30 protein-coding genes are annotated in these 25130 nt (G+C 42.2%); 7 read left to right on the top strand and 23 right to left on the bottom strand.

The genetic code is table 11. From position 1 onward, the window contains the following. Positions 1-478 precede the first annotated feature (478 nt). From PCH02S_RS36685 to PCH02S_RS09360, 4 genes are all read right to left on the bottom strand, one after another. Positions 479-610: a hypothetical protein gene (locus tag PCH02S_RS36685; protein WP_268597378.1), complete on the bottom strand. Its 132-nt coding sequence runs from the start codon at positions 608-610 to the stop codon at positions 479-481. A gap of 224 nt (positions 611-834) precedes the next feature. Continuing rightward, positions 835-2373, bottom strand: a complete 1539-nt coding sequence (locus PCH02S_RS09375; protein ID WP_127452276.1) for a stalk domain-containing protein — start codon at positions 2371-2373, stop codon at positions 835-837. A 561-nt stretch (positions 2374-2934) separates the two neighbouring features. After that, a complete protein-coding gene (locus PCH02S_RS09365) occupies positions 2935-3228 on the bottom strand; it encodes a hypothetical protein (RefSeq protein ID WP_127452275.1) in 294 nt (97 codons plus the stop codon). 67 nt (positions 3229-3295) lie between these two features. Further along, positions 3296-4006, bottom strand: coding sequence for a stalk domain-containing protein (locus PCH02S_RS09360; RefSeq protein ID WP_164819484.1), 711 nt, complete (start codon positions 4004-4006; stop codon positions 3296-3298). A gap of 226 nt (positions 4007-4232) precedes the next feature. Between PCH02S_RS09360 and PCH02S_RS09355 the strand changes: the two genes are divergently transcribed. Next, on the top strand, positions 4233-4787 hold the full coding sequence (locus tag PCH02S_RS09355) for a hypothetical protein (protein ID WP_127452272.1): 555 nt from the start codon (positions 4233-4235) through the stop codon (positions 4785-4787). Between the two features lie 44 nt (positions 4788-4831). On the opposite strand, the gene PCH02S_RS09350 is transcribed toward PCH02S_RS09355, so the two are convergent. Continuing rightward, positions 4832-5143 (bottom strand): hypothetical protein, encoded by a 312-nt coding sequence (locus tag PCH02S_RS09350; protein ID WP_127452271.1) that lies wholly within the window; start codon positions 5141-5143, stop codon positions 4832-4834. A gap of 549 nt (positions 5144-5692) precedes the next feature. Here PCH02S_RS09350 and PCH02S_RS35650 point away from each other — a divergent pair. Then, the gene (locus PCH02S_RS35650) at positions 5693-6103 is read left to right on the top strand and encodes a hypothetical protein (RefSeq protein ID WP_164819483.1); all 411 of its coding nucleotides are present in this window, start codon (positions 5693-5695) and stop codon (positions 6101-6103) included. Positions 6104-6233: 130 nt separating this feature from the next. Here PCH02S_RS35650 and PCH02S_RS09330 read toward each other — a convergent pair whose 3' ends face one another. After that, a complete protein-coding gene (locus PCH02S_RS09330) occupies positions 6234-7451 on the bottom strand; it encodes a Ger(x)C family spore germination protein (RefSeq protein ID WP_164819482.1) in 1218 nt (405 codons plus the stop codon). Between the two features lie 217 nt (positions 7452-7668). Here PCH02S_RS09330 and PCH02S_RS09325 point away from each other — a divergent pair, with 217 nt between their 5' ends. Next, on the top strand, positions 7669-8157 hold the full coding sequence (locus PCH02S_RS09325; protein ID WP_127452263.1) for a hypothetical protein: 489 nt from the start codon (positions 7669-7671) through the stop codon (positions 8155-8157). Positions 8158-8277: 120 nt separating this feature from the next. On the opposite strand, the gene PCH02S_RS09320 is transcribed toward PCH02S_RS09325, so the two are convergent. After that, positions 8278-9723: a PAS domain S-box protein gene (locus PCH02S_RS09320; RefSeq protein ID WP_127452261.1), complete on the bottom strand. Its 1446-nt coding sequence runs from the start codon at positions 9721-9723 to the stop codon at positions 8278-8280. A gap of 210 nt (positions 9724-9933) precedes the next feature. Between PCH02S_RS09320 and PCH02S_RS09315 the strand changes: the two genes are divergently transcribed. Beyond that, the gene (locus PCH02S_RS09315) at positions 9934-10143 is read left to right on the top strand and encodes an alpha/beta-type small acid-soluble spore protein (protein WP_127452259.1); all 210 of its coding nucleotides are present in this window, start codon (positions 9934-9936) and stop codon (positions 10141-10143) included. Positions 10144-10286: 143 nt separating this feature from the next. On the opposite strand, the gene PCH02S_RS09310 is transcribed toward PCH02S_RS09315, so the two are convergent. From PCH02S_RS09310 to PCH02S_RS09300, 3 genes are all read right to left on the bottom strand, one after another. Next, positions 10287-11375: a hypothetical protein gene (locus tag PCH02S_RS09310; protein ID WP_127452257.1), complete on the bottom strand. Its 1089-nt coding sequence runs from the start codon at positions 11373-11375 to the stop codon at positions 10287-10289. A gap of 148 nt (positions 11376-11523) precedes the next feature. After that, entirely contained in the window at positions 11524-12243 is a 720-nt protein-coding gene (locus PCH02S_RS09305) for a metallophosphoesterase family protein (RefSeq protein WP_127452256.1), read from the bottom strand. Positions 12244-12366: 123 nt separating this feature from the next. Further along, entirely contained in the window at positions 12367-12630 is a 264-nt protein-coding gene (locus PCH02S_RS09300; protein WP_127452254.1) for a hypothetical protein, read from the bottom strand. A 233-nt stretch (positions 12631-12863) separates the two neighbouring features. Here PCH02S_RS09300 and PCH02S_RS35645 point away from each other — a divergent pair, with 233 nt between their 5' ends. Beyond that, positions 12864-13034, top strand: a complete 171-nt coding sequence (locus PCH02S_RS35645; protein WP_164819481.1) for a hypothetical protein — start codon at positions 12864-12866, stop codon at positions 13032-13034. Positions 13035-13100: 66 nt separating this feature from the next. On the opposite strand, the gene PCH02S_RS09295 is transcribed toward PCH02S_RS35645, so the two are convergent. Next, complete coding sequence (locus tag PCH02S_RS09295) at positions 13101-13385, bottom strand: hypothetical protein (RefSeq protein WP_127452252.1); 285 nt, start codon at positions 13383-13385, stop codon at positions 13101-13103. A 117-nt stretch (positions 13386-13502) separates the two neighbouring features. Between PCH02S_RS09295 and PCH02S_RS09290 the strand changes: the two genes are divergently transcribed. Continuing rightward, entirely contained in the window at positions 13503-13997 is a 495-nt protein-coding gene (locus PCH02S_RS09290) for a GNAT family N-acetyltransferase (RefSeq protein WP_127452250.1), read from the top strand. Between the two features lie 4 nt (positions 13998-14001). Here the strand turns inward: PCH02S_RS09290 and PCH02S_RS09285 are convergent, their stop codons facing one another. Continuing rightward, entirely contained in the window at positions 14002-15057 is a 1056-nt protein-coding gene (locus PCH02S_RS09285) for a WD40/YVTN/BNR-like repeat-containing protein (RefSeq protein WP_127452249.1), read from the bottom strand. A 173-nt stretch (positions 15058-15230) separates the two neighbouring features. Here PCH02S_RS09285 and PCH02S_RS09280 point away from each other — a divergent pair, with 173 nt between their 5' ends. After that, the gene (locus tag PCH02S_RS09280) at positions 15231-16271 is read left to right on the top strand and encodes a polysaccharide deacetylase family protein (RefSeq protein WP_246069001.1); all 1041 of its coding nucleotides are present in this window, start codon (positions 15231-15233) and stop codon (positions 16269-16271) included. A 174-nt stretch (positions 16272-16445) separates the two neighbouring features. On the opposite strand, the gene PCH02S_RS09275 is transcribed toward PCH02S_RS09280, so the two are convergent. The 11 genes from PCH02S_RS09275 to PCH02S_RS09225 form a co-directional block, all read right to left on the bottom strand. Further along, complete coding sequence (locus tag PCH02S_RS09275) at positions 16446-16907, bottom strand: Fur family transcriptional regulator (RefSeq protein ID WP_127452247.1); 462 nt, start codon at positions 16905-16907, stop codon at positions 16446-16448. Between the two features lie 207 nt (positions 16908-17114). Then, positions 17115-18152 (bottom strand): CobW family GTP-binding protein, encoded by a 1038-nt coding sequence (locus PCH02S_RS09270; protein ID WP_174806755.1) that lies wholly within the window; start codon positions 18150-18152, stop codon positions 17115-17117. A 5-nt stretch (positions 18153-18157) separates the two neighbouring features. After that, entirely contained in the window at positions 18158-18709 is a 552-nt protein-coding gene (locus PCH02S_RS09265) for a hypothetical protein (RefSeq protein ID WP_127452244.1), read from the bottom strand. A 6-nt stretch (positions 18710-18715) separates the two neighbouring features. Continuing rightward, the gene (locus PCH02S_RS09260; protein WP_127452242.1) at positions 18716-19879 is read right to left on the bottom strand and encodes a metallophosphoesterase; all 1164 of its coding nucleotides are present in this window, start codon (positions 19877-19879) and stop codon (positions 18716-18718) included. Positions 19880-19906: 27 nt separating this feature from the next. Then, positions 19907-20587: an SOS response-associated peptidase gene (locus PCH02S_RS09255; protein WP_127452240.1), complete on the bottom strand. Its 681-nt coding sequence runs from the start codon at positions 20585-20587 to the stop codon at positions 19907-19909. 184 nt (positions 20588-20771) lie between these two features. Further along, positions 20772-21269: a hypothetical protein gene (locus tag PCH02S_RS09250; protein WP_127452238.1), complete on the bottom strand. Its 498-nt coding sequence runs from the start codon at positions 21267-21269 to the stop codon at positions 20772-20774. Further along, entirely contained in the window at positions 21266-22534 is a 1269-nt protein-coding gene (locus tag PCH02S_RS09245; RefSeq protein ID WP_127452236.1) for a DNA polymerase IV, read from the bottom strand. Before PCH02S_RS09245 ends, PCH02S_RS09250 begins: the two co-directional genes overlap by 4 nt. Further along, complete coding sequence (locus PCH02S_RS09240) at positions 22531-22902, bottom strand: hypothetical protein (RefSeq protein ID WP_127452234.1); 372 nt, start codon at positions 22900-22902, stop codon at positions 22531-22533. Before PCH02S_RS09240 ends, PCH02S_RS09245 begins: the two co-directional genes overlap by 4 nt. A 147-nt stretch (positions 22903-23049) precedes the next feature. Beyond that, a complete protein-coding gene (locus PCH02S_RS09235; RefSeq protein ID WP_127452232.1) occupies positions 23050-23337 on the bottom strand; it encodes a stage VI sporulation protein F in 288 nt (95 codons plus the stop codon). Positions 23338-23397: 60 nt separating this feature from the next. Next, the gene (locus tag PCH02S_RS09230; protein WP_127452230.1) at positions 23398-23664 is read right to left on the bottom strand and encodes a DUF1294 domain-containing protein; all 267 of its coding nucleotides are present in this window, start codon (positions 23662-23664) and stop codon (positions 23398-23400) included. 88 nt (positions 23665-23752) lie between these two features. Further along, positions 23753-25066: an alpha-L-fucosidase gene (locus PCH02S_RS09225; protein WP_127452228.1), complete on the bottom strand. Its 1314-nt coding sequence runs from the start codon at positions 25064-25066 to the stop codon at positions 23753-23755. Between the last annotated feature and the right edge of the window lie 64 nt (positions 25067-25130).

Genomic DNA, 25130 nt, shown 5'->3' with positions numbered 1-25130 from the left:
TTTTATATTATATACCGAACACGTATTCGCTATGCAAGCGATTTTTATAAATACAAAAATCCCCACTAGCCAGTAGAGCCAGCGGGGAACATTTTGATGGGCAATATAAGTTTGTCAGCACTATCACCGTAATCCAATTCTAGTGAAATTTCAGTAATAGCCTTAGCCCATGCCATCTTGTAGGTTTTGTCATAACTGCAATTTCTAATAACACTAAGCCAATTCCCAATGAAGTTCATAATACAATTCCTTAATATGGTAGGATTTCGAACTAATTACAACTCATTCTATAATATTCCATCTACAGAAAACTAAAAATATTCTCAAATGATCTGATAGAATAGAATACGAACGCACGTTTCCTATTCGTGACTAAATGACTATTAAAGTACTTAGGAAAATAGATGGACTTTACACTCTATAAGCAAACAGAGCTAGAAATTTGGATAAATACACAATATCGAGAAAATGATGTGTACTATGCCTCAGACATTAATATTAGAAATGATTGCAGCAATTTTGACTTTGATTCCATGATACCTTCTTTTAATGCTAACTCATGCTTAAATAACAACTCTTCATTTTCTTTGTTCGTATTTTCATCTTTCAATTGCGAACACTCCTATCATCCATTAAAACGAAACAGAGATCATGCGTTCGTACAACCGTGGCCACGGCAAAAGGGAGTGTTGCGGTGCCAAAGGAGGGCGTTAGAGAGTCCCTCATTTTATTTAGAAAGTATTCAACATAAAAAGCCGCCTTTTGAAAAGGCGGTGTTTCAATCATGCATATAATGGAATAACTTTTGAATAAATATTGTCTTTCTAATATGTTTTATTTTGTTTTAATAAAAACCGTCTTTGAATTTTCTTCCCAACTAACCTTGGCTCCAAAAGATTCAACTATAAACCTAGCGGGGACTAAAGTCCTTCCCTCAATAATTAAGGGTTCTGAGTCTAGTATCGTGCTAACTCCATTTATGTATGCAACATTGCTACCTACTGTTAGTTTTATGACTGTTTGCCCTTTCGTGGCTGTTGCAGTTAGTGTATCCTTATCCCACTGAATATCAGCCCCAAGTGCCTCAAAGATTTTTCGCAAAGGCACCATTGTATGACCTTTGACAATAGTAGGTGGTTGATCAAACTCTAATTCTTTATTATCCAGGTTCACCATTATTTGATCTTCTGGTAATACTTCAGAATCATAACTTTTTATCCATACTGGTACAGTCCTATACCATTTCGTTCCATCTCCAACATAACCATTTCCCCAAGACCAGAGTGTATGGTCTGCTTTTATAGCCATCGATTTAAATTCAGTTCCAGAGGCTGCAATTTTTTTTATTCTTGTTAAACCCTTCACTTGAACAGGTACAATACTATCTTCATAAGAGCCTATTCCTAGCTGCCCACCTGTGTTTGTTCCACTAGCCCAGACTGTTCCATCACTTTTCAAGAGAAGTGGCCCCCCTGCACTTGCTTGTACAGAGACGACATCCTCAATTCCTTCAAGTAATTGTGGTTTTGAATGATCAGCAGTATCTTTCCCACCAACTACTGCCCCACTCTCCCCATTTGAGCCCCAAAACCAAACCTTCCCATCTTTCTTAAGGCCATACGAATATTGTCCTCCAGCTGCAATTTCTATAATGTCACTAAGTCCTTCGACTTGAACAACATTTCCATGTGATGGCATCCATACGGTGCCATCTTTCTTTAACGCAACCATATTTCCCCAACCTAGTGAGACAGAAGCTATATCTGAGAACTTTTTAAGCTGGGTCGGGACAATGTAATTGGCAACACTTCCATCAGCTTTACGATAATAGATGCCTCCCCAGGCCCAAAGTGTACCATCATTTTTAACTGCATAACTTGTGTTCCAATCTGCTGCGATAGCAACCACATTAGATAGGCCTTTTGCTTGGACTGGTATACCCTTATCCGCACTTTTTATTGTTTTATAGGTTTTTGGATCAAAAACAGATTGGGTTCCATCGCCTAGTTGACCATCACCATTGCCACCCCAACCCCACACAGTACCATCTTTCTTCAAAGCTAAAGAAAATCCATGGCCTGAGGCGACTGCAGTGACATCCGAGATCCCTTTAACTTGTTTGGGAACCTTAATAATAGCTGGATTATCTACATCTTCTAAATTAGATGTTGGCCTTGAATCACTGTTTCCACTCCATGCCCAAACTGTACCATCTTGTTTGACTGCTAGGTTAAAAGCGCCAATTCCTGCCCAGCCAACTTTAACATCATTTTCTGATGATTGAGAATCAGCGCTAACCAAACTACCTCCAGAAAAAGTGAAAACAAGTACCGAGACAAATAAAGGTTTTATAATCTTTGTTTTTAATCGCATGAATAAATTTACCCCCAGTTATGAAAATATTAAAATTCAGTACTAGTTTAAAAATGGAGAAAGTCCCTTTCCATCCCACTAAATACTACCATATAATAAAATCTTTAGGTATAATTTTGTAGTTCCTTATTATTTAAGAAACTGCAGACCGAACTAAAAGAACTGGTTCAATCCCCGCCCACTCATAAAACCGCTTCTTAATTAAATCGCAGAAGACTGGGTCCAACTCCAATGTCCTGCACGTCCTGTCCATCTGTTCACAAGTCATAAGTGTAGATTCGCTGCAGCACACCGTGTTTCCGGATACTTTCAACTAAAGCTCTGAAGATATGATCGTCCATTTCGTTTGGGTTCCAGCCATTTGCATTTATATGTTCAATTTGTATAGTTTCGATTCTCAAATTAATTCCCCCTTATGTTATGTCGGATTTTAGTTATAAAGATAAGCACCACTTAGGACGCTTCTAAGTTCATATTATTAATCCCTTCATTTCTCGGTAGCACTTGTACGACAAAAAGAGCCGCATGTCAGCGACTCTTTAAAAATAATTAGATTTATACCTAACTTAAATCTAGAGTTAACCAATCAAAATTATGAATTTTATTTCTAAAGTCCGCAAATTCCTCTTCTGATTCAAACAATATTTTTAATGGAGGATCACTATACAATCCAATAAAAGGAGGATTTGCCGTAATATCTCTTACTCCGACACATTTACTCACTCCGTTTGAGTTCTTTTTAACATAGTTATCATAACATTCCTGGAATACAATCTCTTCTTCTTTATTACCAGTTAGATACTTAATTTTGTCTTTGTTTATAAAAGTGATGTCACTCAACTGAATTTTCACCATCAACAGATCCTCCTTCAAAATTTTAAGGGTTCACCATAAATAATTTATTCCAAACAAAACTATCAAACTATCTATATCTTTCAAATGTTGATATAACTTTATCAAAAGCATCTTTGTTCTCATCGCTGTATTTACTTTTTGCAACAAATACCTGTACTGTGAAATATTCCTTTGAATTATTGCTTTCTAAGTAAACCACCTTACTACGAGAATCCGGTTCTTCAAAATCAATATAAGTCCCTTTTAAATCTCCAATATTCATGTCCTTCATTTCAATGATATTTGAATAACTCTTAATTTCTTTAGTTTTCATTGCAATAACATCTTTAAAATTTTTATCATCATTTGGTGTAGTCTCAAATAGAACTCCCATATACCAGTTGCTATAAATTTTCTTAAGCTCTGTAATATAAGATGGACTCCACAGCCCATCGACACTAATTTTAACTCCACTTGTGGCTGTTAAATTAGCAAGTACAATTGGATTCTTTTCTAACGTTGCTGTTCTCTCTACCTCGTCCCACCTTACTTTCATACCTGTAGCTTCTGCTACAGATCGAAGTGGTAGGTATGTGCTTCCATTATAGTTTATTGCCTCTAATTTGTTACCTTCTGAATCCTTTAATGCAAAATCTGTTCCATACAAATTTATTTTAAAACTATGATCTAGATATGCAGAAATCGACTCCAATACTGAATCTGCCCTAACACCAATTGAGCCACCAAGAATAAACGCTAATGTAATTGAGGATATAATAGTATTTTTTTTAAGGTTCAAAATCATCTTTCCTTTGCTTTTTATTAATATTTAACTTATTGAAAACTGCCAAAATATCTAACATCTATCGTATCACATAACGGAATTTAGTAAGATTAAAATTACACAAAGAACTTATCCCACAAGTAATAAAATGTTACTCAGATCTTACTATATTAAAATTCCCACATTGTTACATTTTAGTGTTAATGATACAATGAAAAATATTATTCTAGGAGGAACAGATTTGTCTTATTTTGCACCGAAGTTAAACAAAGAAGAAATTATGGAGTATTCATATGATCGACCAATTGGTATTACTTTACTAGCTATTTGGATCGCCATTGCAGCTGTTATAGTTCTAGTTGCACAGATTGCATTTTTTAGCAGGCTGGATGATGTATCTTCATTAATTGGAGTATCGAGCTACTTCTTTCAAGCAGCAGTCACATTTTTAGGAGTTCTTAGTCTTGCAACAGCAGTTGGAATGTTCCTTGGTAAGAAGTGGGGTTGGTGGCTCGCGTTATTTTATTTTGCTTATGAAATCACAAGAAATATGAATGCAATGCTTTCTATACCCTCACTAGTTGAACAGTATGGTGATGTTAGTTCACAAAATGTAACAAGTTATTATCTGAAAAATGGTGTACGCTCTGCCTTTGATGGCTTTCTACTATTTTATCTATGCCGTGAATCAGTGACTTCATATTTCCGAACTACAGAAACAAAAAAGTGGAAAGCACTTCTTATCGTATTCGGAATATGTATTGCCATAGTCTTAATCTCCTCTTTATTACAATAACGTTAATATTGAGAAACAGCCTATTCCACAAGGAATAGGCTGCTTTATTTTGTTTCCTGAGTTTTTGCAAGCGGAGCAAGTCTACCGTTAATAAATAAAATGGTTACACTTTCTCCTGTTATTTTCCCCTCAAGATATACTTCAATTGTACATCCTTGCATCATCTTACAGTCCTCATCAGATTTTCCTAAATATTTATAGGTTTGAGTTGTATCAATTTCCTTCATGTAATTCAATGCTTTATGCTCATAACTATTATGTTGATGCAAAAAATAGAAATAAAAAATTGCCAATATAATTACTAAAAAAACAATTAATATTTTCGTGTTAATTCTTAACACACCTCTTTTAAACAATCTGTACCTCCCTGAAATTGATTCTATTCTTGTAAATAAAGTTTTTCTATTTTACTATCTACAAATAGAGTCACAATCAAACTAACACCAAAAAACGTATAAGCCAAAAAGTTTGAAAAGTTAAACTCCTTTATAATAAATATCGTTGGTCCAAGTATTACTACCTGCACTAAGGAACTAATTATTAAATATTTCACAGAGATATTTTGAGAGAAAATCTTAGATAGATAATTTCTAGTAAAGATAGCTACATATATAATTACAAATATCAATAAATAATTCATAATAATCTCCTAGTATTAATACCAATTCCTACCTTATATTTATGATTGTAGCATGGAGCGTACATTTATATACTAAAGAAATTAAAAACCTATCCTACAAGAAATAGGCTGTTCTGCAAGTCCTCTGATATTTTTTTCTGAGCCCGCATCACTAAACGAAGAGCAATCGCCATGCGCCAGCACATAACACTCTCGCTCCCGTTTGCTTAGTCTAGACAACGCATCTTCAATCTGAAACCTCTGCCAATCAGTGAGGTTTGCCGTGTTGCCGGCCGCTCAATGCCCCTTTTATTCACTGGCCGGCGCCCGCTTTCAAATCCCTTGGTTGGACTTTCACCAACTAGATAATACATTCCTCTGGGCACGCCCCAACAAAAAAAGAGAGTCAAATCGACTCTCTCAATTAATCACTACTACTACCGCCTCCGCTATCACTGCCTCCTCCACTGTCGCTTCCTCCTCCGCTGGAGGAATCATTGTGATGATGATCATGGTGATGGTGATTATGGTGGTGGTCATGATGAGTATGGCTATGGGTGTTATGATGATTGTGGTGATGGTGATGATGACGATTAATATCATGATCAGAAGAATTATTATTAAAGAAATTAGAGTTATGATTGTGATGATGGGTAGAGCTACCTCTTCTATTCTTATTGCTAAACATGCCAATTAAACAAAAAATAACGAATATAACGATCATAATAACAACAAAATTCATCGAATCAGCCCCTTCAATTACTTGTTACAAATATTTCTATTCTTCGCAAATAATTAAAAGTCCTCTAAAATTGATCCTTCTATTATCACCCCAAATTTCTTGATCGGTTTTTTGTGCCGATTCTCCTGATCTTAACGAACAAATTAACTTCTATGTTTATGTCTGCGTACTGACGCTGCCACGCTTCTTTTGTCTTGACCTGCTTGTTCCAATAACCAGGCTGTGTAGCACGCACATACTCACCGAAACCGAAAATATCGCTACCATCTATCTGGGTTTGCTGAATGAATTTTTCAAAACCTTGTTTGGCATTTTTTTCAATTTTGACCTCCAATTTTCTAAGAATTTCATCGGTAATACTGAATTTCTCGTCTGATTTTTCCTCTAAATCTCCTTCCATCTGACAATTTATTTTGACGTGTACGTTGCCATTTTGGATGGTTGTGGTTATTCTCGATGTCCGATGTGTCGCTTTGAATATAACCCTTGTGCCACCGGGTAATTCATGCATAACACTAAACCCACCAGGGTTTATCTGTTTAATCGACATATAATGGCCGATCTGCAGGGCTGTCGATGTGCCCACCATTTTATCGTCACGAAAATAAGCCAAACCAGAGATTTCAATGTTTGATGCCTTCTTTAACTCCACGTAGGGAATTGATCCTTCCTGCCCTTTCGCTGATGATTGACTAAAAAATACTCCTAAAATATTGTTTGGCAGCTTACCCATTTCTCTGGCATCATCTAAAGTTGCGAGCAAGTATAGTGCAGGCACCCTTTCCAATTGCGGCATGGCATGCATGATCTCTGCTGCCTCTCCTTTTGAGACAACCATCCAAACAGTTCTTCGAACTTGCGACTGACGTCGAAAGAAATCGTTCTCATTCTGAATCCCTTTTTTGGCGATAGCCTCCGATAACACGATGACCCTTAAATGACCATAGAACAACTGATCTGCGAGCTGCTGCTGTAAATTCATTAAACAATCCTCAATGGTATATCCAACACTGGATAGTACCCAAATAGGTTTTTCTTTGGAAGGGCTGCTTGCACCGAGCGGAATCCTTCCGGGAACGGCAATCTGGACCGTAATCCGGAGTAATCCCTGATTCGTCCTAGGATTCAGTTTAAGAATATGCGTTGCATTGCTGGTTTCCTTCTCATCGCCAGGCTTTGCTTCATCGATTCCAATCGCTAATACGACAGCACGATCTTCAATTTCCAGGCGATCCCAGCATCCCGAAAGCAAAGGAACAATCAACAGAAATACAAGAATCTGTTTACTCAGATTTTGCAACAAGTTGATCACCCCGACTTTTTCGAATCATCTCACTTTCCCAAACATTCCCTTTAAAGTATTTTTATCCAAATTTATGTTTCTATGCATATTATCAAGAACTGAAAATTAGGCAGCCTCTTCGCGTTATAAGAACCGGCTCTCCCGCAGTCCATTCATAAAAATCCACTTAAAGGGCAAACTAACGACAATTCCCAGTATGTGAGGTGTGTGGACTGTTATGAATCAAATCATTCAAAATATGGATTTTAGTAAAGGGTGGTGGTACCCAGCCATTCTTGGTGTTTTCCTGTTATTGTTCATCGTTTTTATGCCCAAAAGATTAAACATGTCAGAGATCTATCTCACTTTCGGTGTAATCGCCGGACTTGTTTGGGTTATCGATACTATATTTTCCGTTTGGCTTGATTTGTTTGACGTTGGCAGCCCTAATAAACGCGGTATCCCTGAGTTCTTCATGTACACGATTATTCCTCCAAGTTTTGCTGTTATTTATCTAAACGTTTATCAAGAATACAAAAAACTTCTCTACACCATACTTTTTACAGCTGTATCAGAGCTCGCCGAGTGGCTAGCTGTCGCTGTTGGGATAATGACATTAAAGCATTGGAACCCCTTGTACTCGATTCCTGTTTATTTAGTTGTGTACTATTTCTATTTACCTTTTCATTTGCGTGTTATGAAACGAACTTCGAAATCTGAGCATTAATCGGTGATGGAAGCTGTTCATCAAATGAAAAAAGCCCATGGGAATTTACCCTCGGGCTTATTGTTTCTATATATATAACTTACGATATCGCGCACTGGCTCTTTCAGCATTATTATTCCCTTATAGAATTCCGCTAACGATCGGCAAAATAACTTCCACCGTAGTCCCTTTCCCAACTTCACTCTCGATTCGTATAGTTCCCTTATGATTTTGGATGATCCTCATTGAAACCATTAATCCTAACCCTGTTCCTGTTTCTTTGGTAGTAAAAAAAGGATTTCCGATCTTGGATATTTCACTTTGTGGGATTCCATGTCCTGTGTCATGAATTCGAATATGAATTTCATCGTTTTTTTGCTTGGCTTCTATTGTCACTTGTCCGCCTTTAGGCATGGATTCAATAGCATTCTTTAAAACATTGATAAATACTTGATTGATGCTGCGTTGACACTGGATAAGCGGTAAATTGACATCCAACTCTTTATTGATTTGAACGTTGTAAAGGTTGGCTTGTCCTTCAAATAATCGTGTAACGTGATTTAACTCATGTGCTACGTCTCTTAATTCCGATGCCTCAGTTGAAGGTTTAGCTAACACTAAAAGCTCACTTACAATTTCATTAATTCGATCAATTTCTGATATCATGACTTCATTGCGTAATTTCTTTATACCTTCTATATCCTCTTTCACGTATAACTGCATGAATCCTCGCAAACTAGTCAAAGGATTTCTAATTTCATGAGCGATTCCAGCTGCAAGCTCACCTACTAAGGAAAGTTTCTCGGATCTGCGGATTAATTCTTCAGACTGTATCCGTTCTGTTATATCGCGCCCCATACTGATAACATGTTGAATCGCTCCTGCAGCATTTCTTATTCTTTTGGAGTGTGCTTCTTGCCAGATATAATGGCCGTTCTTATGCCGAACACGATAAACAAATATTCTGCTATCCGAGTTTTCATAATAACCGTACTTTAACCAGTTAGACTTCAAATCTTCTTGATGCCAATAATCATAGGCAAATGTTCCGATAAGTTCATCTGGCTCATATCCGAGTTGGTTACGTATAGCTGGCGAGACATATGTGATTATTCCGTCTGGCGTTAAACGCAAAATAACATCCTGTGAATGTTCGGAAATAAGATTGTGCAGTTCTTCAATCCTTTTGAACTCTTCTTCCTTCTTTTTTTGCTCTGTTATATCTACAACTTGGGAGATGAGTATGCTATTAGCATTGACTCCCTGTTGGTTTTTGACGATAGTAACATGTAGAAGCCCCCACACAACGGCCCCGTATTTATGAATGTACCTTTTTTCTAATTGGTAACCGTCTCTTTCACCTTGCGCCACTTGACGCCACAATTCCTGATCAGCTTCTAAATCTTCAGGATGGGTAACAGATGGAACACCCAGATTTATTAATTCACTTTCGCTATATCCTAACATTTTGCAAAAAGATGGATTAACCTTGAAAAGGCTTCCATCACATGACAAAAAAGCCACTCCAATTGGAGATTTTTCAAATGCATGTAAAAGAAGACTATGGTCATTGAAGTGTGTTAGCATCCGATCCTCCGTGTAAAGCAGTACATATTTAACCTAACAAAGGCATTATAACAGCATTTTTTAATCCGTTGTATAGATGTTTTTCACAAAAATACATCTCTAAGACGCTTTGTGCAATATCAGATGAAAATAATTTTCAATTTTACATGCATAAGAATTCCTTCCACTCCAAATGATATGAGTACACCAAGAAAAGGAGTGATTTTTTCCATGGCAAACAATAGCACATTAGTTGTTCCTCAAGCAAAAGCAGCTTTAAATCAAATGAAATTTGAAGTAGCTCAACAATTGGGAATACCTTTACAACCAGATGGTTACAATGGAAATCTCGCGACTCGCGATGCAGGCTCTATTGGTGGCAGCATTACGAAAAGATTAGTACAAATGGCTGAGCAGCAGCTCCAAGGTTTTCAACGTTAAGTTTTGATGTAAAAGTAAGCTTGCAAAAAAGACTTCTAGCCACCTAGCCTCCTCCAGGTGTAATGAAGTCTTTTTATTTTGATACAAATCCATTCGATAACTATAATAAAGCTGACTGCCAAGCAGCCAGCTCTACTTATTGCTTAATTTCCGTAGCGCATATTTAGCCAATGTACGCCAGTAGGAACCTGCCTCTCATTCTCGTTCTCAATCTCAATGACATCAACATTGGGTAATTGACTCATTTTCTGTAAATCGCCTACATATGCCGTGCCTTCCATTTCCGTAACTGCAAACTTCTTAAAACCAGTCTCTTTCAGGTTCATCAATGAAATTACTTCCATTCCAGTATCATACCAACTCACCGTATACTCTTCCCCATTCTCTTTAATCCCTGAAGCATAAATTTGAGAAAGATTCAAGTTATACTCTTTGGCTAGCAGTTCTGGTCTGGTGAATCCGTTATTTTTAAATGTCACGGCAAATTGAACCTTACTCTGGTCAGAAGCAAATTTCAATTTTTGAGCATTTTCGCGTTTATAAGATTCTAGCTTTTCTTTGGAATCAATCAAAGCGTAGCTCTTCACTTTATTAACATCCGCAGCCGCTTCATCTTCCGCTGTATATTGCTTGAAGGGACTATCAAACGATTCAGGAAGGTAAATTTCCCTATATTTCTTATTGATGGGTTCTGCTTTATCGAACGTAATGCGTGCAATTTCTTCGTCGGTTTTAGATAGGTCATTTAGAGTTCCGTTGGGTTGAGAATATCTTTGCATAGAACGTAATGATACTTGAGAATTGCTATCTGCTGTATGCAGCCATGCTGTATAGAATACATAAGGTTTATCTGCGATTATATGAGTAGTGTTTAGAATGGATAATTTAATTTCTTCCCCTTCAGCATAGGTGGCAAGCTTTCTTGTAAATTTTGCCCCAGGTGCGTTGGTTAACATAAGCTTCGACCTTAGTTCATCAGAACCGGTTACTTTGTACGATAAGGCAGGAAAAAATTGTTTAGAAGCATTGTTGCTTTGAAACAATTTTAATTGATCAGCACTCCATTGGACCGTGCTCGTAGTCATAAACAGTTTATTCTCGATCTTCTTAGCTTCCACATTTCTACTAGTTGGGTAATCCCAATTCGTATCTGAATTAGCATAAACTGATGTACACAATAATACATTAGCGGCAATAATCAAAATTGATACTTTCTTTTTCTTGGAAAACATAATTCCCTCCCCTCCCTCTTGCTACATTAACATAATTAGCATTTATTTTCCATCATTTAACATTTTTCTTTCTTTAGTACTTAGTTTTCCATGCCCAAATCGATTTATTACTACTTGCCCCTGTACGTCCTAGAAATGACACTTCCGCTCAAACTCTAGCGTTTCGAACAATCCCCGACATCATTGCTGCATTCGGATAGTCCACATCCCTGTATAGTTCGATCACTCTCTCCGCGTCAAAATCAACACGATGTATAGATGTTTTTAATTTACCTTCTTCAATTTCAATCAGACCATAAGAAGCTTTAGTGATGCCATCAAACGGAAGCCCAACGCTTCCAACATTCATAAGTACTTTACCATTCAAGTGCCTTATGTAAGCTTTATGGATGTGCGCGTATACATAGATCTGCGCATCTTGTGAACTCATCAAGCGGCTTTGCAATCCAGCGTCGTCCTCGTTCGGAAGTACGATTTCAAATAAACTATCCGGTGTTGCATGGAAGGCGTTTATTCGAATTCCACTTACCTCACAATTAATTTCTGTAGGGAGCGCTTCTAAATATGCCAGATCAGACGGTTCCAGTTTGGAATAGGTCCAATCACGTTCGATGTTCATCAGGTCGATCACTTTTTGCGGAACTTCCCCTTCGCGAACACCGCGGACTACCCATTCGTCTGCATTGCCTTTAATCACTTCAGTATTCAAAGAACGAATTAATTCCAGAGATCGTTTGGGTTCCGGTCCACGGTAACAAAGATCGCCTAGCACATAAATTTTATCTGCATTATTTTGCTTAATATCATTTAAAACCGCTTCAAGAGCAATTGCGTTTCCATGTATATCTGAAATAAAAGCTATTTTCATCCGAACTTGCCCCCCATAACATAATGACTAAATTTTACCATTACTTACTTTGTGTGTCCACGAGGTTTAACCGTTTTTGATCAGCAAAAAACCACCTCGCGGTGGTTTTAAACCAGCTTATACTTAACGATTACGCCGGAGCAACACTACACCGCTAATGCTTGACGTATTTTTCTGATACACCACTTTAAAACCGATATCTGCATCCAACAAGCAGGCAAACGCGTTATTCAATAGTCTACCGGGAGCTAACGTAAACGTACATGGCGAGGCGTTGCCGATCACACGAGAGGCGGTGATTCTGCGTGCAGAACCTGGACGAAGCGGGTTTCTTACCCAAGTTATCAAAACGAAGTCAGTGTTTCGAACTGCTTTTACTCGAGCCATTTGTCTTCACCTCTTTATGGTTTGGTACTCTACATTAAATGCGGCATTCAGAGGATTGGATCTAAGCGCTTACCTAAAAAAAAGGGAAACAAAAATAGCCCCATGAGAAGATTCTCATGTAGCAAAAGTTGACTAGCATCTCGAAAACTCATATGCTATAATAGCCAAACAAGAACATATATTCTCTTTTTTTCGCATTTATCTTACAGTCAGAAAAGAAGGTATCCGATCCAATGCAAGATCCAACAATTTTCGAACATCTACGAGACAAGTATGCCGACGAGGACAGAGCGAAGCTTGTTATGCTTCAGTTAAAAGCGTTATTAGAACAAAAGAAAAAGAAAAAATGGTACCAGAAGCTGAGATTGCCGACGAAAACACAACCATCAAGCTGGAACGAGTAGTACCCCATAAAAAAAGAGACTTTCCTCCAAGTAGCCTGACTACTTAGGAAAGCCTCTCTCCGTTTGTTATTTACCCCTTTTTTTCGAATAGTACAGTACACCAAGGTAATGAGCCCCTGTAAATAGCGTCAGAATCCCAAAGAAAAGCAAGAATCCGCCCTGCCGATCACGGAAGAACAACTGCAGAACAAACAACGCCAGTGAGATTTCACTCCAGAGAAGCGTTCTTTTTTTGAGTTGGGTCAAGTCCGCGGTGGATTTGCTAATTTTGCGAAGATTCATGAATGTAAGACCTGCAAGTACAATGATTCCAACAACAATCACGAGAATGTAACCCGAGCTGCCCGACATGTAACTCCCCCTATTTACGATGTTCAACTTTATCTTCTTTTAATAGTAAGATATTATATCTAAGATACATGGAATGATGCTAGATGTCTATTTGAAAAAGAAGAGAAGGAGTCTTATATGTCTGCAATTATGTTTAAAACAATAGAAGCGTCGGATATTCCCGCTTTAATGGACATTTACAACTATTTCGTCATGAATTCCACCGCCTCTTTTCATACGGAACCTGTTACAATCACCGAATTTACAGAAAGTGTTGTTCATCCGAACTCGCGTTTTCAAACTTTTGTGATCACATTGGATGGAGAACTTCAAGGCTATGTGCAGGTAATGCCTCACAAGAAAAAGCAAGCTTATGCCACTACAGGAGAAGTGACGATCTATTTACAACCGGGGTGTGTGGGCAAAGGAATTGGTTCCGCCGCCATCCAATTTATTGAGACGTTCGCGAAAGAACAAGATTTCCATTCCTTAATTTCTACGATCTGTGCAGATAACAAGCCTAGTATTCATATGTTTTCGAAAAATGGCTACACGCAGTGCGCTCACTTCCGCGAGGTTGGCTTCAAATGGGGCAAGTTCCTTGATATCGTAACCTATCAGAAAATCATTTGATATTCTAAGGCGTTAACAGCTGCCAATTCAAGCCTCCATCTTTCGTTTTCCACAAATTTCGGGCATCCCAGAGCCAGCCGTTGCTTGTTGTAACAAAACTCACTTGTAAATTCAGATCAAGCGGCTGGAACGCGGCGGGAAACGTGTGTTGACTCCATGTTTTACCGCCGTCGCCGGTCCGAAGCAGCTGTCGCTCTTGCCCTTGAGCACGATTCTGCTGATTTGTCTGGAGCAGTACGAAACCATGTGCTGTGTCTACAAAGGAAAGTGCCTTCGGTACGAGGGACGTAGATATTTTTCCTGCTTCTTCCCATGATTCCCCGTCTGTCATACGGTATAACGTTACAGCGGCCTTATTTTTTTCACTTGGACTCTGGAATGAACTCGAGCCAACAAACCAACCCTCTGAAGATGAAAGGAATGTAACAACACCTTCGCTTGGCATAGGAATACGATTTGAGGCCAACCAAGTAATCCCCCCATCTTGCGTCCGAAGCAATACCAAGTCCTTGCCGTTGCGAACGGCAATCAATCCATTTTGTCGGTCAAAGAACCGAAAGAACATGATTTCCTTCTCTGCCTCAAGCACAGGCAAGTCCTGTGCAATCACTTCCCATGTTTGGCCTCCGTCCGCGGTTAAGCTAAGTTCCGATTCTTGATCTTTCGATTCACTTGTCAGCAACCAACCCGTTTGAGAATCAAGAAAAGAAAGCATGCTTGGCGCCGCCAAAGCGTCTATTCCTCTCAGAGGCTTCCAAGTGGTCCCACCATCGCCAGTTTGCATGAGAGAAGCTTTTCCTTTTCCAGACGTAATCCCATAACCTTGCAGCTCATTCACGAATGTAATGGCTTTGCTAGGGACATTCGGCTTATGAACATTTTCATCATGTACTTGTATATTTTCTCCTGAAATGACAGATAGTCCACTAATTTGCTTATCTGGTTTGGTCGATTGGGTAGCAGTTGTCGGCAGAGTCGAGGTTTGTTCATGAAAACAGCCTGCGCACAGCACAAAAACGATCAATATCATTAATTTTTTGTTGTTCATCAGAGCTATCATGTCCTCTCCTCGCTCCTTTCACGTTTTCCGGTTCAAGTATATGTAATGACGCTCTATGACTGGAAATAGTTCATGTCCATGGCTTCCAATAGATGTTATTCCTTTATTTCACAGGATAGGCTGTCCCTTCATTACAAAAGCTAGAGCATATCATAATGCTCGGAGGGATTGCCATGACCACCAAGTGGGTGTGCTCCGCTGCCATCGTTTGCCTGCTAGCTGCTGGATGCGGTGTGCCTAAAAGCAAGCCATATCAGGATCAGCGCTCAATGCAAAATGCGCATGTCAATGAGCAAGAAGCAACAATAAAGTCCAGTCTCGATGACAGCGTTTTTGATTTTGAACCTTTGCCAAGCCCAAGGAACATAGAAGCATTAACGCCGACGACAACACCTCAGGCTACCGTATCACCTAAATCTGCACCAACGGCTGTTACACCTAGCCCATCGCCTAGAACAAACCCGAAGAAAGCCGCGCATACGGAAGGATCCAGCTCCAAGAAGCCATCCGTTCCCGTCCAAAAAAATTCAGGCCAAGTTCGAATTTCGCAGAAAAAACTTACGCTCTCGCAGCTCGTAGTCAAATATCCGGACACCTTCAAGCTGCGCGGATCCAGTCAGGAGAAGAAGGTCGCACTAACCTTCGATGATGGACCTGATACGCGGTTTACACCCAAGGTGCTTGATGCTCTTAAGGCTAACCAGGTAAAGGCAACCTTTTTCGTGCTCGGCTCACAGGCTAGTAGCCACCCTGATATCGTTAGACGGATTGTTCGTGAAGGCCATGTCATTGGCAATCACTCTTACAGCCACGCGAATCTACCCAAATTATCAGTGGACAAATTCCAAAACCAGATTATGAACACGGAAAATGTCCTGCAAGGCTTAATTGGCTACGCGCCCAGGCTTATCCGCCCCCCCTATGGAGCCATTAATGAGGAGCAGGTCAGATGGGTCGCTGACCACCATTATTTGATCGTCAATTGGAATGTCGATTCCCTTGACTGGAAATCGCTGAACTCGGAGCAGGTGCTGAACAATATTATGCAGCAAACGAAGCCTGGCTCTATCATTTTGCAGCACTCCGGTGGAGCTGAAACCCAGGATTTGTCGGGGACCGTTCAGGCCATCGGACCATTAATCACGAAACTCAAAGCAGCCGGCTATACCTTTGTCACTGTACCTGAGCTGCTTCACGTGACCAAAAACAAATAAACCCGAGGATAAACGACTTCGTCGTTTACTCAGGACGAGCGCATTTGTCAAGGCAGAGCGAAGCAAAAGTTACAAACTTATACTTTTTTATCCACGAACAAACGTACCCCAAGATGCGCTCTCGGCTTCTCTTTCCGCAAAAAAAGTCACGGAACGAAGAGTTCCATGACTTTTTTAATGTTCTATTGGTGCAGCAGCGGCTGCAGATGACTTGCATTCTGAGCAATATCCAAATATCTCAAACCGATGGCTTTGAATTTCAAAGCTCTCCGGCAGATCCTTAACCAGCTTCATCGGGCAAAATTCGAACGTCACCGTCTTCTCACAGCCCACACAGATCATATGGTGATGATGGTGGGATAAGCAGCTCGCTTTAAATTTCAAGCCATCCGCCAAATGAAACTGCTCCAGCACGCCCATCTCACTCAACAGTCGAAGATTACGATACACCGTATCGAAACTCACACCAGGGTATTTGACTTTCATGTATTCATAAACGTCTTTCGGCGATAAATAGCTTCCAGATTCCGCAAATAATGTTGCCAAACTCCTGCGCTGCTCTGTAATTCTCCAGCCCTGCTGAGCCATGGCCTTCAGCATCTCGTCAATCGTATGTGTATGAGTGCCCACTTGCATTACCCCTCTGTCAAAAATTATTCTACTAACATAGTGCGATAAATTGGCATCCTACGTCAAGTAGCTGACCATCCATGTTTCGACAATCTTGTCCAATTTGCCTCCAACTCATTATAACACATAATAGTAATATTTATTATTAATGGCGTATTTACAGACAATAAAAAGAACCCACAGCGCTACGTGCCGGGATTCTTTAAACTGTACTTAATATTTGGCTTCATTATCAGACATGGACTCCAGCTTCAGCAAGGCATCCCGAACGGCATCTCTTGAGAAATTTTCCCCAATAAATACCGCAACATCGGGTACTTCACCTTTTGGTGTAATTTTAACGAAATCCATTTCCCTATACGCATACTGAAATAAGAAACGGCTTGATGTATCTGAGAAGCTAAGAATTCCTTTAGCGCGATACACCTCTTGAGGAAGCTTACTGACAAACTCTTCAAAAGCATTACTATCTACTGCGCGTTCAAAAAAGTGCGTATACGCCATCACATGGCTATGAGAATGATGATGGTGGCTGCCGTGCTCATGAGCATGTTCATGTTCTTCGTGTGATGCGCGATTGCCTGACTCATGATCATGTGAAGCAGGCCCGTCCGTCAGATGAGTCGGAGCATATCCCTCTTCTTCGAGCATTTCAACGAGTCTCATATCAATGTGACTGAAGACTGTAAAATGTGTGGAGGCATATGGATTCCATTCGCGCACAAGGGCATTCACTTCCTCGAGCGCCGTACCCGTAAGCAGATCTGTCTTATTCAAAAGAAGCAAGTTCGCGCACCGGATTTGTTCCTTCATCAGGCGATATGTTTTGCCCCTGCTTGTTCGGTTCAGCTCCAGCAATTGCGGAGCATCTACAACGGTGATAACGGCTTTGAGCTCCACTGGAATGATAAGCGAAGCATCGGTTACTTCATCAATGATTTCCATGGGATTCGCGATCCCTGTGGATTCTATGAAAATCAAGTCAGGTTGTTCCCCGGTTACTAGCTCGTGAAGGGCTGTCGCCAGATCACCGCGGCTTGAGCAGCAGATGCAGCCGCCCAGCAGCTCGGACATCGGCACTTCATTTGCCACCAGCTGCCCGTCCAAATTCACTTCACCGATCTCATTCATGATAACTGCCGGCTTTCGCCCCGCTTCGGTAAAATGATCAATTGTTTTCGTCAATAACGTCGTTTTCCCGCTCCCAAGGAAGCCTGATAAAATAAACACCGTAACTCTTTTCTGTGCCATCACCTTTACTGCCTCCGCTCTTGAATGACTTCAAAGTTTGTAGATAAGATCGGCCATTTCCCTACATGCTGGACAAGAAACGGAAACAGCTTCACCCACAACAAGCTGTTCGTCGGGTCAACCGGCTTTAGTGGAAGCTCTAAGCGGTCATATAAAATACTTGCGGCCTCTTGAGCGAGCGCCAAAGCTAAATCTGCTGTTGCGGATAGTTCGACAGTTGACAAACGAGGCAGATAGTATTGACTAATCGATTCAGATAAACGATGCTCGGACAAGTTGCTTGAAGCCATCATTTGTTTCATTCCCGAACTGACCAAACGAGCAATTTCTGCATCGAAGGCATGAGGAATACAATAAATTTCTAGCGCTAAAGCGGCTATGTAAATCTCTTTTATGAGTTCGTCTTCTTTCTCTTGCGATAAAACCGGATCTTGTAAATAAGCGGCGACTGCCGGCTTGATCGTATCCCAGCTATTTTCGATGCTTTTCATCGTGAACTGCAGCATAGCTGCAGCTAGTTCATCCGGTGTGATTTGTTTTTTTTCTGCGTCTTGCATGGTAGGCTATTCCTCTTTTCTCTCGTTGCTTTTAAAATGAATGATTAATTCAATTATTTCGGAACGGCTCCCTAGACGAACCGGCGGCCCCCACGTACCGAAACCTGAGGAAACGATGGCATGCAGATTCCCCTTCTTCAAGTACCCCCAATCCAGCTCAAAAAGCCTTCTTGTGATGAGGTGATTCGGACTAATCTGCCCCCTGTGCGTGTGCCCTGAAAGCATGACATCAATGCCCGCATCTTCTGCTTTATCCAGGTGATAGGGCTGATGGTCCATAACAATAATTGGCTGGTCCAGGTCAGTCCCATCTAGCAAGGAGGCCAGTGCTTTTCGCCCCTCGGCCGTTCGTTCGGCCGCCTTGTCTTTTCGGCCCACCAGATACAACCGATCTTGGATATGGACAGTTTCATCCATGAGTACACGAATGCCGATTTTGTCCATTTGTTCGATGAAGGCAGGGATATGGCCCCCAATGTATTCATGATTGCCTAGTACGGCATAAATCCCAAGGGGAGCTTGCAGTTCTCGCATCGTCGTACCCATATCATAGCGGATAAACGGTCTAATATCATCATCAATAACGTCACCTGGCAAAAGGATCAAATCCGGCTTTAAGCCATTCACATGCTTCACCAGCTTTCGCAAATGACGATTGCCTACAATGGAGCCCAAATGGATATCCGAAGCCACAGCAATGCGTAGCTGCTCCCAGTCGCCTGCTTTTTTCGGAACCGTAATCTCGTACTTCCTTAGAACAGGACTACGTGCATTATAGGAGCCACGCGCCATAAGAAGAATAAAAATCCCTAGATCTATCCACCCAAGGATAGGCGTATAGGTAGCAGCAGGCACGGATGCCAGATGAAGCACTCCTGCAGCCACGTCCGTCAACGGCAGCAGCAGGAAACCGAACTGCATCATGGCAAACCAGTAAGAACCGACGATTTTTAATACCATCTTCATCCCAGCAGGCAGAACTTTGGAACCAGCCCATGCTAATAGATACGACAAGGCAACGATCCAGAAGACAACCCAATATAGACCGGGATGAAACCAAGAACCCAACTGGTTGGATAGAAAGACCTGACCGTGCCAGCCGATGTAACCGTTCAACCCGAAAATAATGGCAAATACAAGGGTGATACTTAGAACCATACGCATTTTCATTTTACCTCTCCCATTCTGTCCATCTGCCTACAGCAGCAGGCTTATCGGTTCTATACATAACTCATCATCATTGCGCACATTGCCCACCCGGCTGGACACCGGGTACGCATACATGTCGTCAGACGGGTATGGCTTCAGCAGCGGGCGCAGCATATCCGTGTTCGTTATGCTGCGGTCCAGCCAAACCGCTTCTGCCTCCCGCGGTAAAATGACCGGCATACGCTCATGAATATCCATCATCAATTCGTTCGCTTCCGTAGTAATGACCGTGCAGGTGGATATGCGAGTGCCGTCCGGAGACGTCCACGTGTCATAAAGCCCTGCCATACTGAAGATCTCTTTGCTGCGCAGCATGATTCGCATAGGCTGCTTCTGCTTTCCCGTCCCCTTCCAGTCGTAGAAGGAATCCGCCGGAATCAAGCAGCGTTTGCGCTCAAAGGGCTTGCGAAACGCAGGCTTGTCCGCCAGTGTTTCCGCCCTTGCATTCAGCATCGAATAACCTAGCTTCTCGTCCTTCGCCCATTCCGGAACGAGCCCCCAGCGCAGCTCGCCAAGCTTATTTTTCTCACCGTCGTGAACGATCGCCATGACTTGCTGTCCGGGTGCCACATTGTATTTGGGGCTATATTTCGCAGGATATTTGTAATAAATATCATACCGCAGCATCAGCTCCTCTAACGTTACGGTTATTGTATAGCGTCCGCACATGGCCGCACATCCTTTGCCTTCATATTTCCCAGCGAGGTCTCCACTTCCACTTCCCACTATCTAACATTACAATCTCTCTTCTCCATTATGTGAAAAAGAGATACTCACGTCAATTCGCGCAGCCCGAGGAGGGTTCTCCATCGGGCTGGCGGTTGCGTCATATCTTCTTTGTGTACGTCATGGACTACGTTTTGTGTTCGTCGCCTTTTTTGTACATGCTCGCTACGAATTGGTCAATGTATCTCGCTGTTCGCACGCTCATTTCAGCACGCATGTAGTCTTTCGCAATAATCAGCGCATCTTCGTGCCCGCGGCAAACATAGCGGTAATGAATGGCTCGATCATTTTTCTCTTCTTCGAACATTTGAATGCTTCTGTGCATCATTTTCGTTTTGGTTTCACTGATATCGGCTAGAATTTGGGCTGCAAGCGCGTGAGCAGCACGTGAATAAAGCTGTCTAAGCGTTTCGGCGGATCTTTCGATCTGGGCAGCCTTTCTTTTGATCATCCCATGCATCAAGGGCAGCAGCACGTAATCCCGCATAATGCCAATGTCCTCCGCTGTAGGACGATTCGCCGGAGCAGCCTTGTCGCTGCGCAAATGTTGCAGCGCTTCCCTGTGCTGAGGCAGCATCATCCTGCTGGACTCCCACAAACCGTTTTTTTCCAGTTTCTTACTCATTTATAGTGCCCCCCGATTTTGAGCGCTCTGTTCTGTGCTTGACCGGCTGTCGTGAGCGAGGAAGCCCGCACAATCGCTGCGTTGCCGAATCGGTCCTTGAGGCTGTCCGTTACTTTCTCAAGTGCCCTCGCCTTGATCTGATCTTCAAAAAGCGTAAGCTGATACGTATCATCGTCAACGAATTGGCTTAACATCGCACCGGCACGGCGAACGGGCATCGTGTCCCAGAATTTGTAGAACAACTTCTTAACAACTTGAAAAACTGTTCTAGTGTGATTCGTAGGGTCAGGCATCTTCATTTGGCGTGAGAAGCCTGTCGGAGCGTCAAATGGGCTGCACATGCAGCTGACAGTCACAATAGACGCCATATATCCCTTGCGGCGGCAATCGCGGCATACCTCTTCAGTAAGCTCAAGCAGGATCGTATCCACCTCAGCGGATTCCGCATAATCCCTAGGGAGAGTCATCATATGGCCTATTGACTTCGGAGGCGTATCGAACGTACCGGGCGTCACCGGACTGTCATCCAGACCATTCGCTGTTCGCCACATGACTTCCGCATGAATGTCGGATTGCTTGCCGAATCGTGCACGGAATTTGTCCTTGAGCAGCGGGAGCGGCGTTCTTGCCACATCGCCGATCGTATACATGCCGAGTCTGGCAAAATGCGCGGTCATCCGTGAACCGACACCAAACATTTTACTTACAGGCTGCGCCCATAAGTACTCCTCAACGGCGGGCGGGCGCAGCGTGAAGATGCCTGTATCATTCTTTTTAGCCCAAATATCGGTCGCGATCTTCGCCAGAATTTTATTCGAGCTAATCCCTATACGAACCTTCACGCCCGTTTGCTGCAGCACCTTCCGTTGAATAGCCATCGCAATCGTATCCGGGTCTCCGAAAACAGGCAAACTTGCCGTAATGTCCAGAAACTGCTCATCAATACTGAAAACCTCTACAAGATCGGTAAATTCTTCGTATATTTTAGTAATCATAAGCGAAACATCAATATAATGCTGCATGCGCGGACGCATAACGACCAGTTCCGGGCATTTCTTAAGTGCTTCCCCCAACCGCTCGGCCGTGGAAACGCCAAATGATTTGGCGATGGGACAGGCGGCCAGAATGATGCCGGAACGCAAAGCAGGGTCTCCCGCGACCGCAACCGGTTTATCCCTGACTCCCGGATGATCCGCCTTCTCTACACTTGCATAGAAGCTCTGGCAATCCGCCAGGAATATCGTCCGTTCCTTTCCTTTGCTCACCGTAATCCCCCCCGCATATTCATCAGCGTAGTCATCAGTTCTGCTTTAACCAAGCTGCGAAGCATCGTGAAGTGATGGATGTAGCCTCGGACTTTGTACTCGACATTAATGCCTAACGCATTCATTTCGGTGTGAATGACTTTAATATCTCTTTTCTTCATAACACTCTTAATGCTTTGTAATTGAGGATAAATGGCGGTCTCCACCTCTCTGAGGTAAAAAAGAATATGATTATACACAATTTTATCCTTATAAACCTTGAGCTCCTCCATATCCCTTGCCAACATATCGAGCAAAATGGGCAGCAGCGTATATTCCTTAATAATTTGAACATCCTCTTCTGTCTCAATTCTTGCATGAACACTCATATTTTTCACCACCATATGCGAACATATATTCGTGTTACTTATTATATACCGAACACGTATTCGTTATGCAAGTGGTTTTTTTGAAAAGTAAAAAAATACCACCTGACCAGGTCGTTTAGACCTTGCAGGCGGCATTTTGGGAATAGCTTATCGAAACATGGACCACAGTTTGATCAAGTGAAACGTGTTCGAGGGATCGATTTTTTGGGAAAGAATGAACTCCAAAATCTGATTCGCTTGGAAGTTGGTCAGATTCTCGCCGAGAATGCCGGAAGCAATCCCGATGAGCTGCGTGACTTTCATACGATTTTGCAAATCAGCCTTCGTAACGCTTTGCAGCAGCATGATGAGGCGTTCCTTGATCGCCGGGTTTCTTAATTTGAACTTAACTCGCTCAATCAACGCAGGATCGATGCCATACAGCTGATAACTCATGTTCGTACCTCCGATGTCCCGTCATGCTTTATACATATGAGGATACGAACATAATCTTGACTACATATAAATGGCGATCAAAATAACGCATATACAATTTAGCGCAACAAGCAAAGGCATCCCGATAACGAATGAGGTATGCTTCGTCTTATGCCGCCAAACCCGCATGCCGAGCCAACCGCCAATCCCGCCGCCAAGTGCAGCAAACATAAACAGCCGCTTCTCAGGGACTCTGCGTCCGCCTTTTTTGGCTTGTCCCTTGTCGTGCCCCATCTCTATGAAAGTAACGATATTCATCAGCAGTAAATAAACAAGAAAATAAGTCAAATGAGGGCACCTTCGTTTCCAAAATAATAATAAGACTACTATTATCTTAAAATCGAATGGGAGCGTGGTCAAATGGTAATTTCAAAAATTACAGCAGCGTAAGCTCTACAACGGTCGCCCTCTTATCCGGCAGCGGGTAGCTCGAGTGCTCCGGTCTACCGAAACTAATGAACGCATCATCCGGATACTGTGCGGCATTCCAAGGGCGGCTTAAGAAAACCTCGGAACCGTCCGATAGCAGCCTGGCTTTCTTCACTTTACCAGCCAAACCGTTCAAATTGATGGGACCTACGCTTTCTTCGAATAAGTGGGCATACAGCAGATTGCCCTTTTGCGTATACCTGCCCCATTCCGGTTTCGGCCAATCGGCTTGCCCGCAGCCGTAAATGCTGTTCCCATTTTTCTGAACCCAATCGCCAATCTCCGACAAAATGTCCAATGACTCCTGCGGAATCTCGCCGAGCGCATTAGGACCGACATTCAAGAGCAAATTACCGTTTTTGCTGACGCACTCTACCAGCTTCCGAATGACGGTAGTCGGGGATTTATATTGGAAATCCTGAGCTGCATAGCCCCAGTTATTATTTAGCGTAATACAAGCTTCCCATGGAATAGGGTTGCCCTCGTGATCCGTCACACCTTGCGGTGGAATGATTTGTTCCGGTGAAGCAAAGTCGCCCGAATAGCTGAGCGGATTGTTCGTATAAATGCTTCCGCCTTCCTCGCCGCTTGCGTCCAGACGGTTATCTACAATGACGTGCGGCTGCAGAGACCGAATCATCGCCATCAGCTCGGTGGCTTTCCAGGTCTCCCCCTTCATCTGATCATAGGAGAAATCGAACCACATGATGTCCAGCTTGCCATAATTCGTGAGCAGCTCTTTGACTTGCCCGTGCATATATTGCAAATATCTGTCGAACGTCTCCGGATTTCTGGCATAGCTCTCGTTCCCCCGCATCGGATGGTGGCGATCTCCGTAAGCCGGATAATCCTCATGATGCCAATCGATTAGCGAATAATAGAGCCCGACCTTCAAGCCTTCCGCCCGAAATGCTTCGATAAATTCCCGCACTAAATCTCGCCCGGCTTTGGTGTTCGTTGATTTATATTTCGTGAGAGCGCTATCAAATAAGCAAAAACCATCATGATGTTTTGCCGTCAATACCGCATATTTCATCCCTGCTTGTTTGGCTGCGCGCGCCCATGCTTTAGGATCATAGCGAACAGGGTCGAATTCATCAAAATACGGCTGATAGTCCTCTACCGAAATGCGCTCCGCATTGCGAACCCATTCCCCTCTAGCTGGAATCGCATACAATCCCCAGTGAATGAACATACCGAATCGATCCTGCAAAAACCACTGCGTGCGCTCTGTTCGTTCTTGAATAATCGGATTTGTCATTTCTACACACCTTTCGCTATTAAAATGCTAGGCGCTCCCAAGGTCCTCTTTCCAGTGGTGAGCC

The organism is Paenibacillus chondroitinus NBRC 15376 (genome assembly GCF_004000765.1).
GTDB classification, from domain to species: Bacteria; Bacillota; Bacilli; order Paenibacillales; family NBRC-103111; genus Paenibacillus_E; species Paenibacillus_E chondroitinus.
Note: the sequence above shows the minus strand (reverse complement) of the source record. Positions and strands in the feature narration are given on the sequence as shown.

Coding starts and splice junctions, on each gene's coding strand:
- PCH02S_RS09265 (WP_127452244.1), bottom strand. CDS start 18,709: ATGCAAGACGCAGAAAAAAAACAAATCACACCGGATGAACTAGCTGCA.
- PCH02S_RS09240 (WP_127452234.1), bottom strand. CDS start 22,902: ATGAGTGTTCATGCAAGAATTGAGACAGAAGAGGATGTTCAAATTATT.
- PCH02S_RS09325 (WP_127452263.1), top strand. CDS start 7,669: ATGAATCAAATCATTCAAAATATGGATTTTAGTAAAGGGTGGTGGTAC.
- PCH02S_RS09365 (WP_127452275.1), bottom strand. CDS start 3,228: ATGGTGAAAATTCAGTTGAGTGACATCACTTTTATAAACAAAGACAAA.
- PCH02S_RS09320 (WP_127452261.1), bottom strand. CDS start 9,723: ATGCTAACACACTTCAATGACCATAGTCTTCTTTTACATGCATTTGAA.
- PCH02S_RS09305 (WP_127452256.1), bottom strand. CDS start 12,243: ATGAAAATAGCTTTTATTTCAGATATACATGGAAACGCAATTGCTCTT.
- PCH02S_RS35645 (WP_164819481.1), top strand. CDS start 12,864: ATGCAAGATCCAACAATTTTCGAACATCTACGAGACAAGTATGCCGAC.
- PCH02S_RS09310 (WP_127452257.1), bottom strand. CDS start 11,375: ATGTTTTCCAAGAAAAAGAAAGTATCAATTTTGATTATTGCCGCTAAT.
- PCH02S_RS09255 (WP_127452240.1), bottom strand. CDS start 20,587: ATGTGCGGACGCTATACAATAACCGTAACGTTAGAGGAGCTGATGCTG.
- PCH02S_RS09300 (WP_127452254.1), bottom strand. CDS start 12,630: ATGGCTCGAGTAAAAGCAGTTCGAAACACTGACTTCGTTTTGATAACT.
- PCH02S_RS09375 (WP_127452276.1), bottom strand. CDS start 2,373: ATGCGATTAAAAACAAAGATTATAAAACCTTTATTTGTCTCGGTACTT.
- PCH02S_RS09225 (WP_127452228.1), bottom strand. CDS start 25,066: ATGACAAATCCGATTATTCAAGAACGAACAGAGCGCACGCAGTGGTTT.
- PCH02S_RS09270 (WP_174806755.1), bottom strand. CDS start 18,152: ATGGCACAGAAAAGAGTTACGGTGTTTATTTTATCAGGCTTCCTTGGG.
- PCH02S_RS09250 (WP_127452238.1), bottom strand. CDS start 21,269: ATGAGTAAGAAACTGGAAAAAAACGGTTTGTGGGAGTCCAGCAGGATG.
- PCH02S_RS09235 (WP_127452232.1), bottom strand. CDS start 23,337: ATGAGTTATCAGCTGTATGGCATCGATCCTGCGTTGATTGAGCGAGTT.
- PCH02S_RS09285 (WP_127452249.1), bottom strand. CDS start 15,057: ATGATAGCTCTGATGAACAACAAAAAATTAATGATATTGATCGTTTTT.
- PCH02S_RS09260 (WP_127452242.1), bottom strand. CDS start 19,879: ATGAAAATGCGTATGGTTCTAAGTATCACCCTTGTATTTGCCATTATT.
- PCH02S_RS09295 (WP_127452252.1), bottom strand. CDS start 13,385: ATGTCGGGCAGCTCGGGTTACATTCTCGTGATTGTTGTTGGAATCATT.
- PCH02S_RS09280 (WP_246069001.1), top strand. CDS start 15,231: ATGACCACCAAGTGGGTGTGCTCCGCTGCCATCGTTTGCCTGCTAGCT.
- PCH02S_RS09290 (WP_127452250.1), top strand. CDS start 13,503: ATGTCTGCAATTATGTTTAAAACAATAGAAGCGTCGGATATTCCCGCT.
- PCH02S_RS09315 (WP_127452259.1), top strand. CDS start 9,934: ATGGCAAACAATAGCACATTAGTTGTTCCTCAAGCAAAAGCAGCTTTA.
- PCH02S_RS09275 (WP_127452247.1), bottom strand. CDS start 16,907: ATGCAAGTGGGCACTCATACACATACGATTGACGAGATGCTGAAGGCC.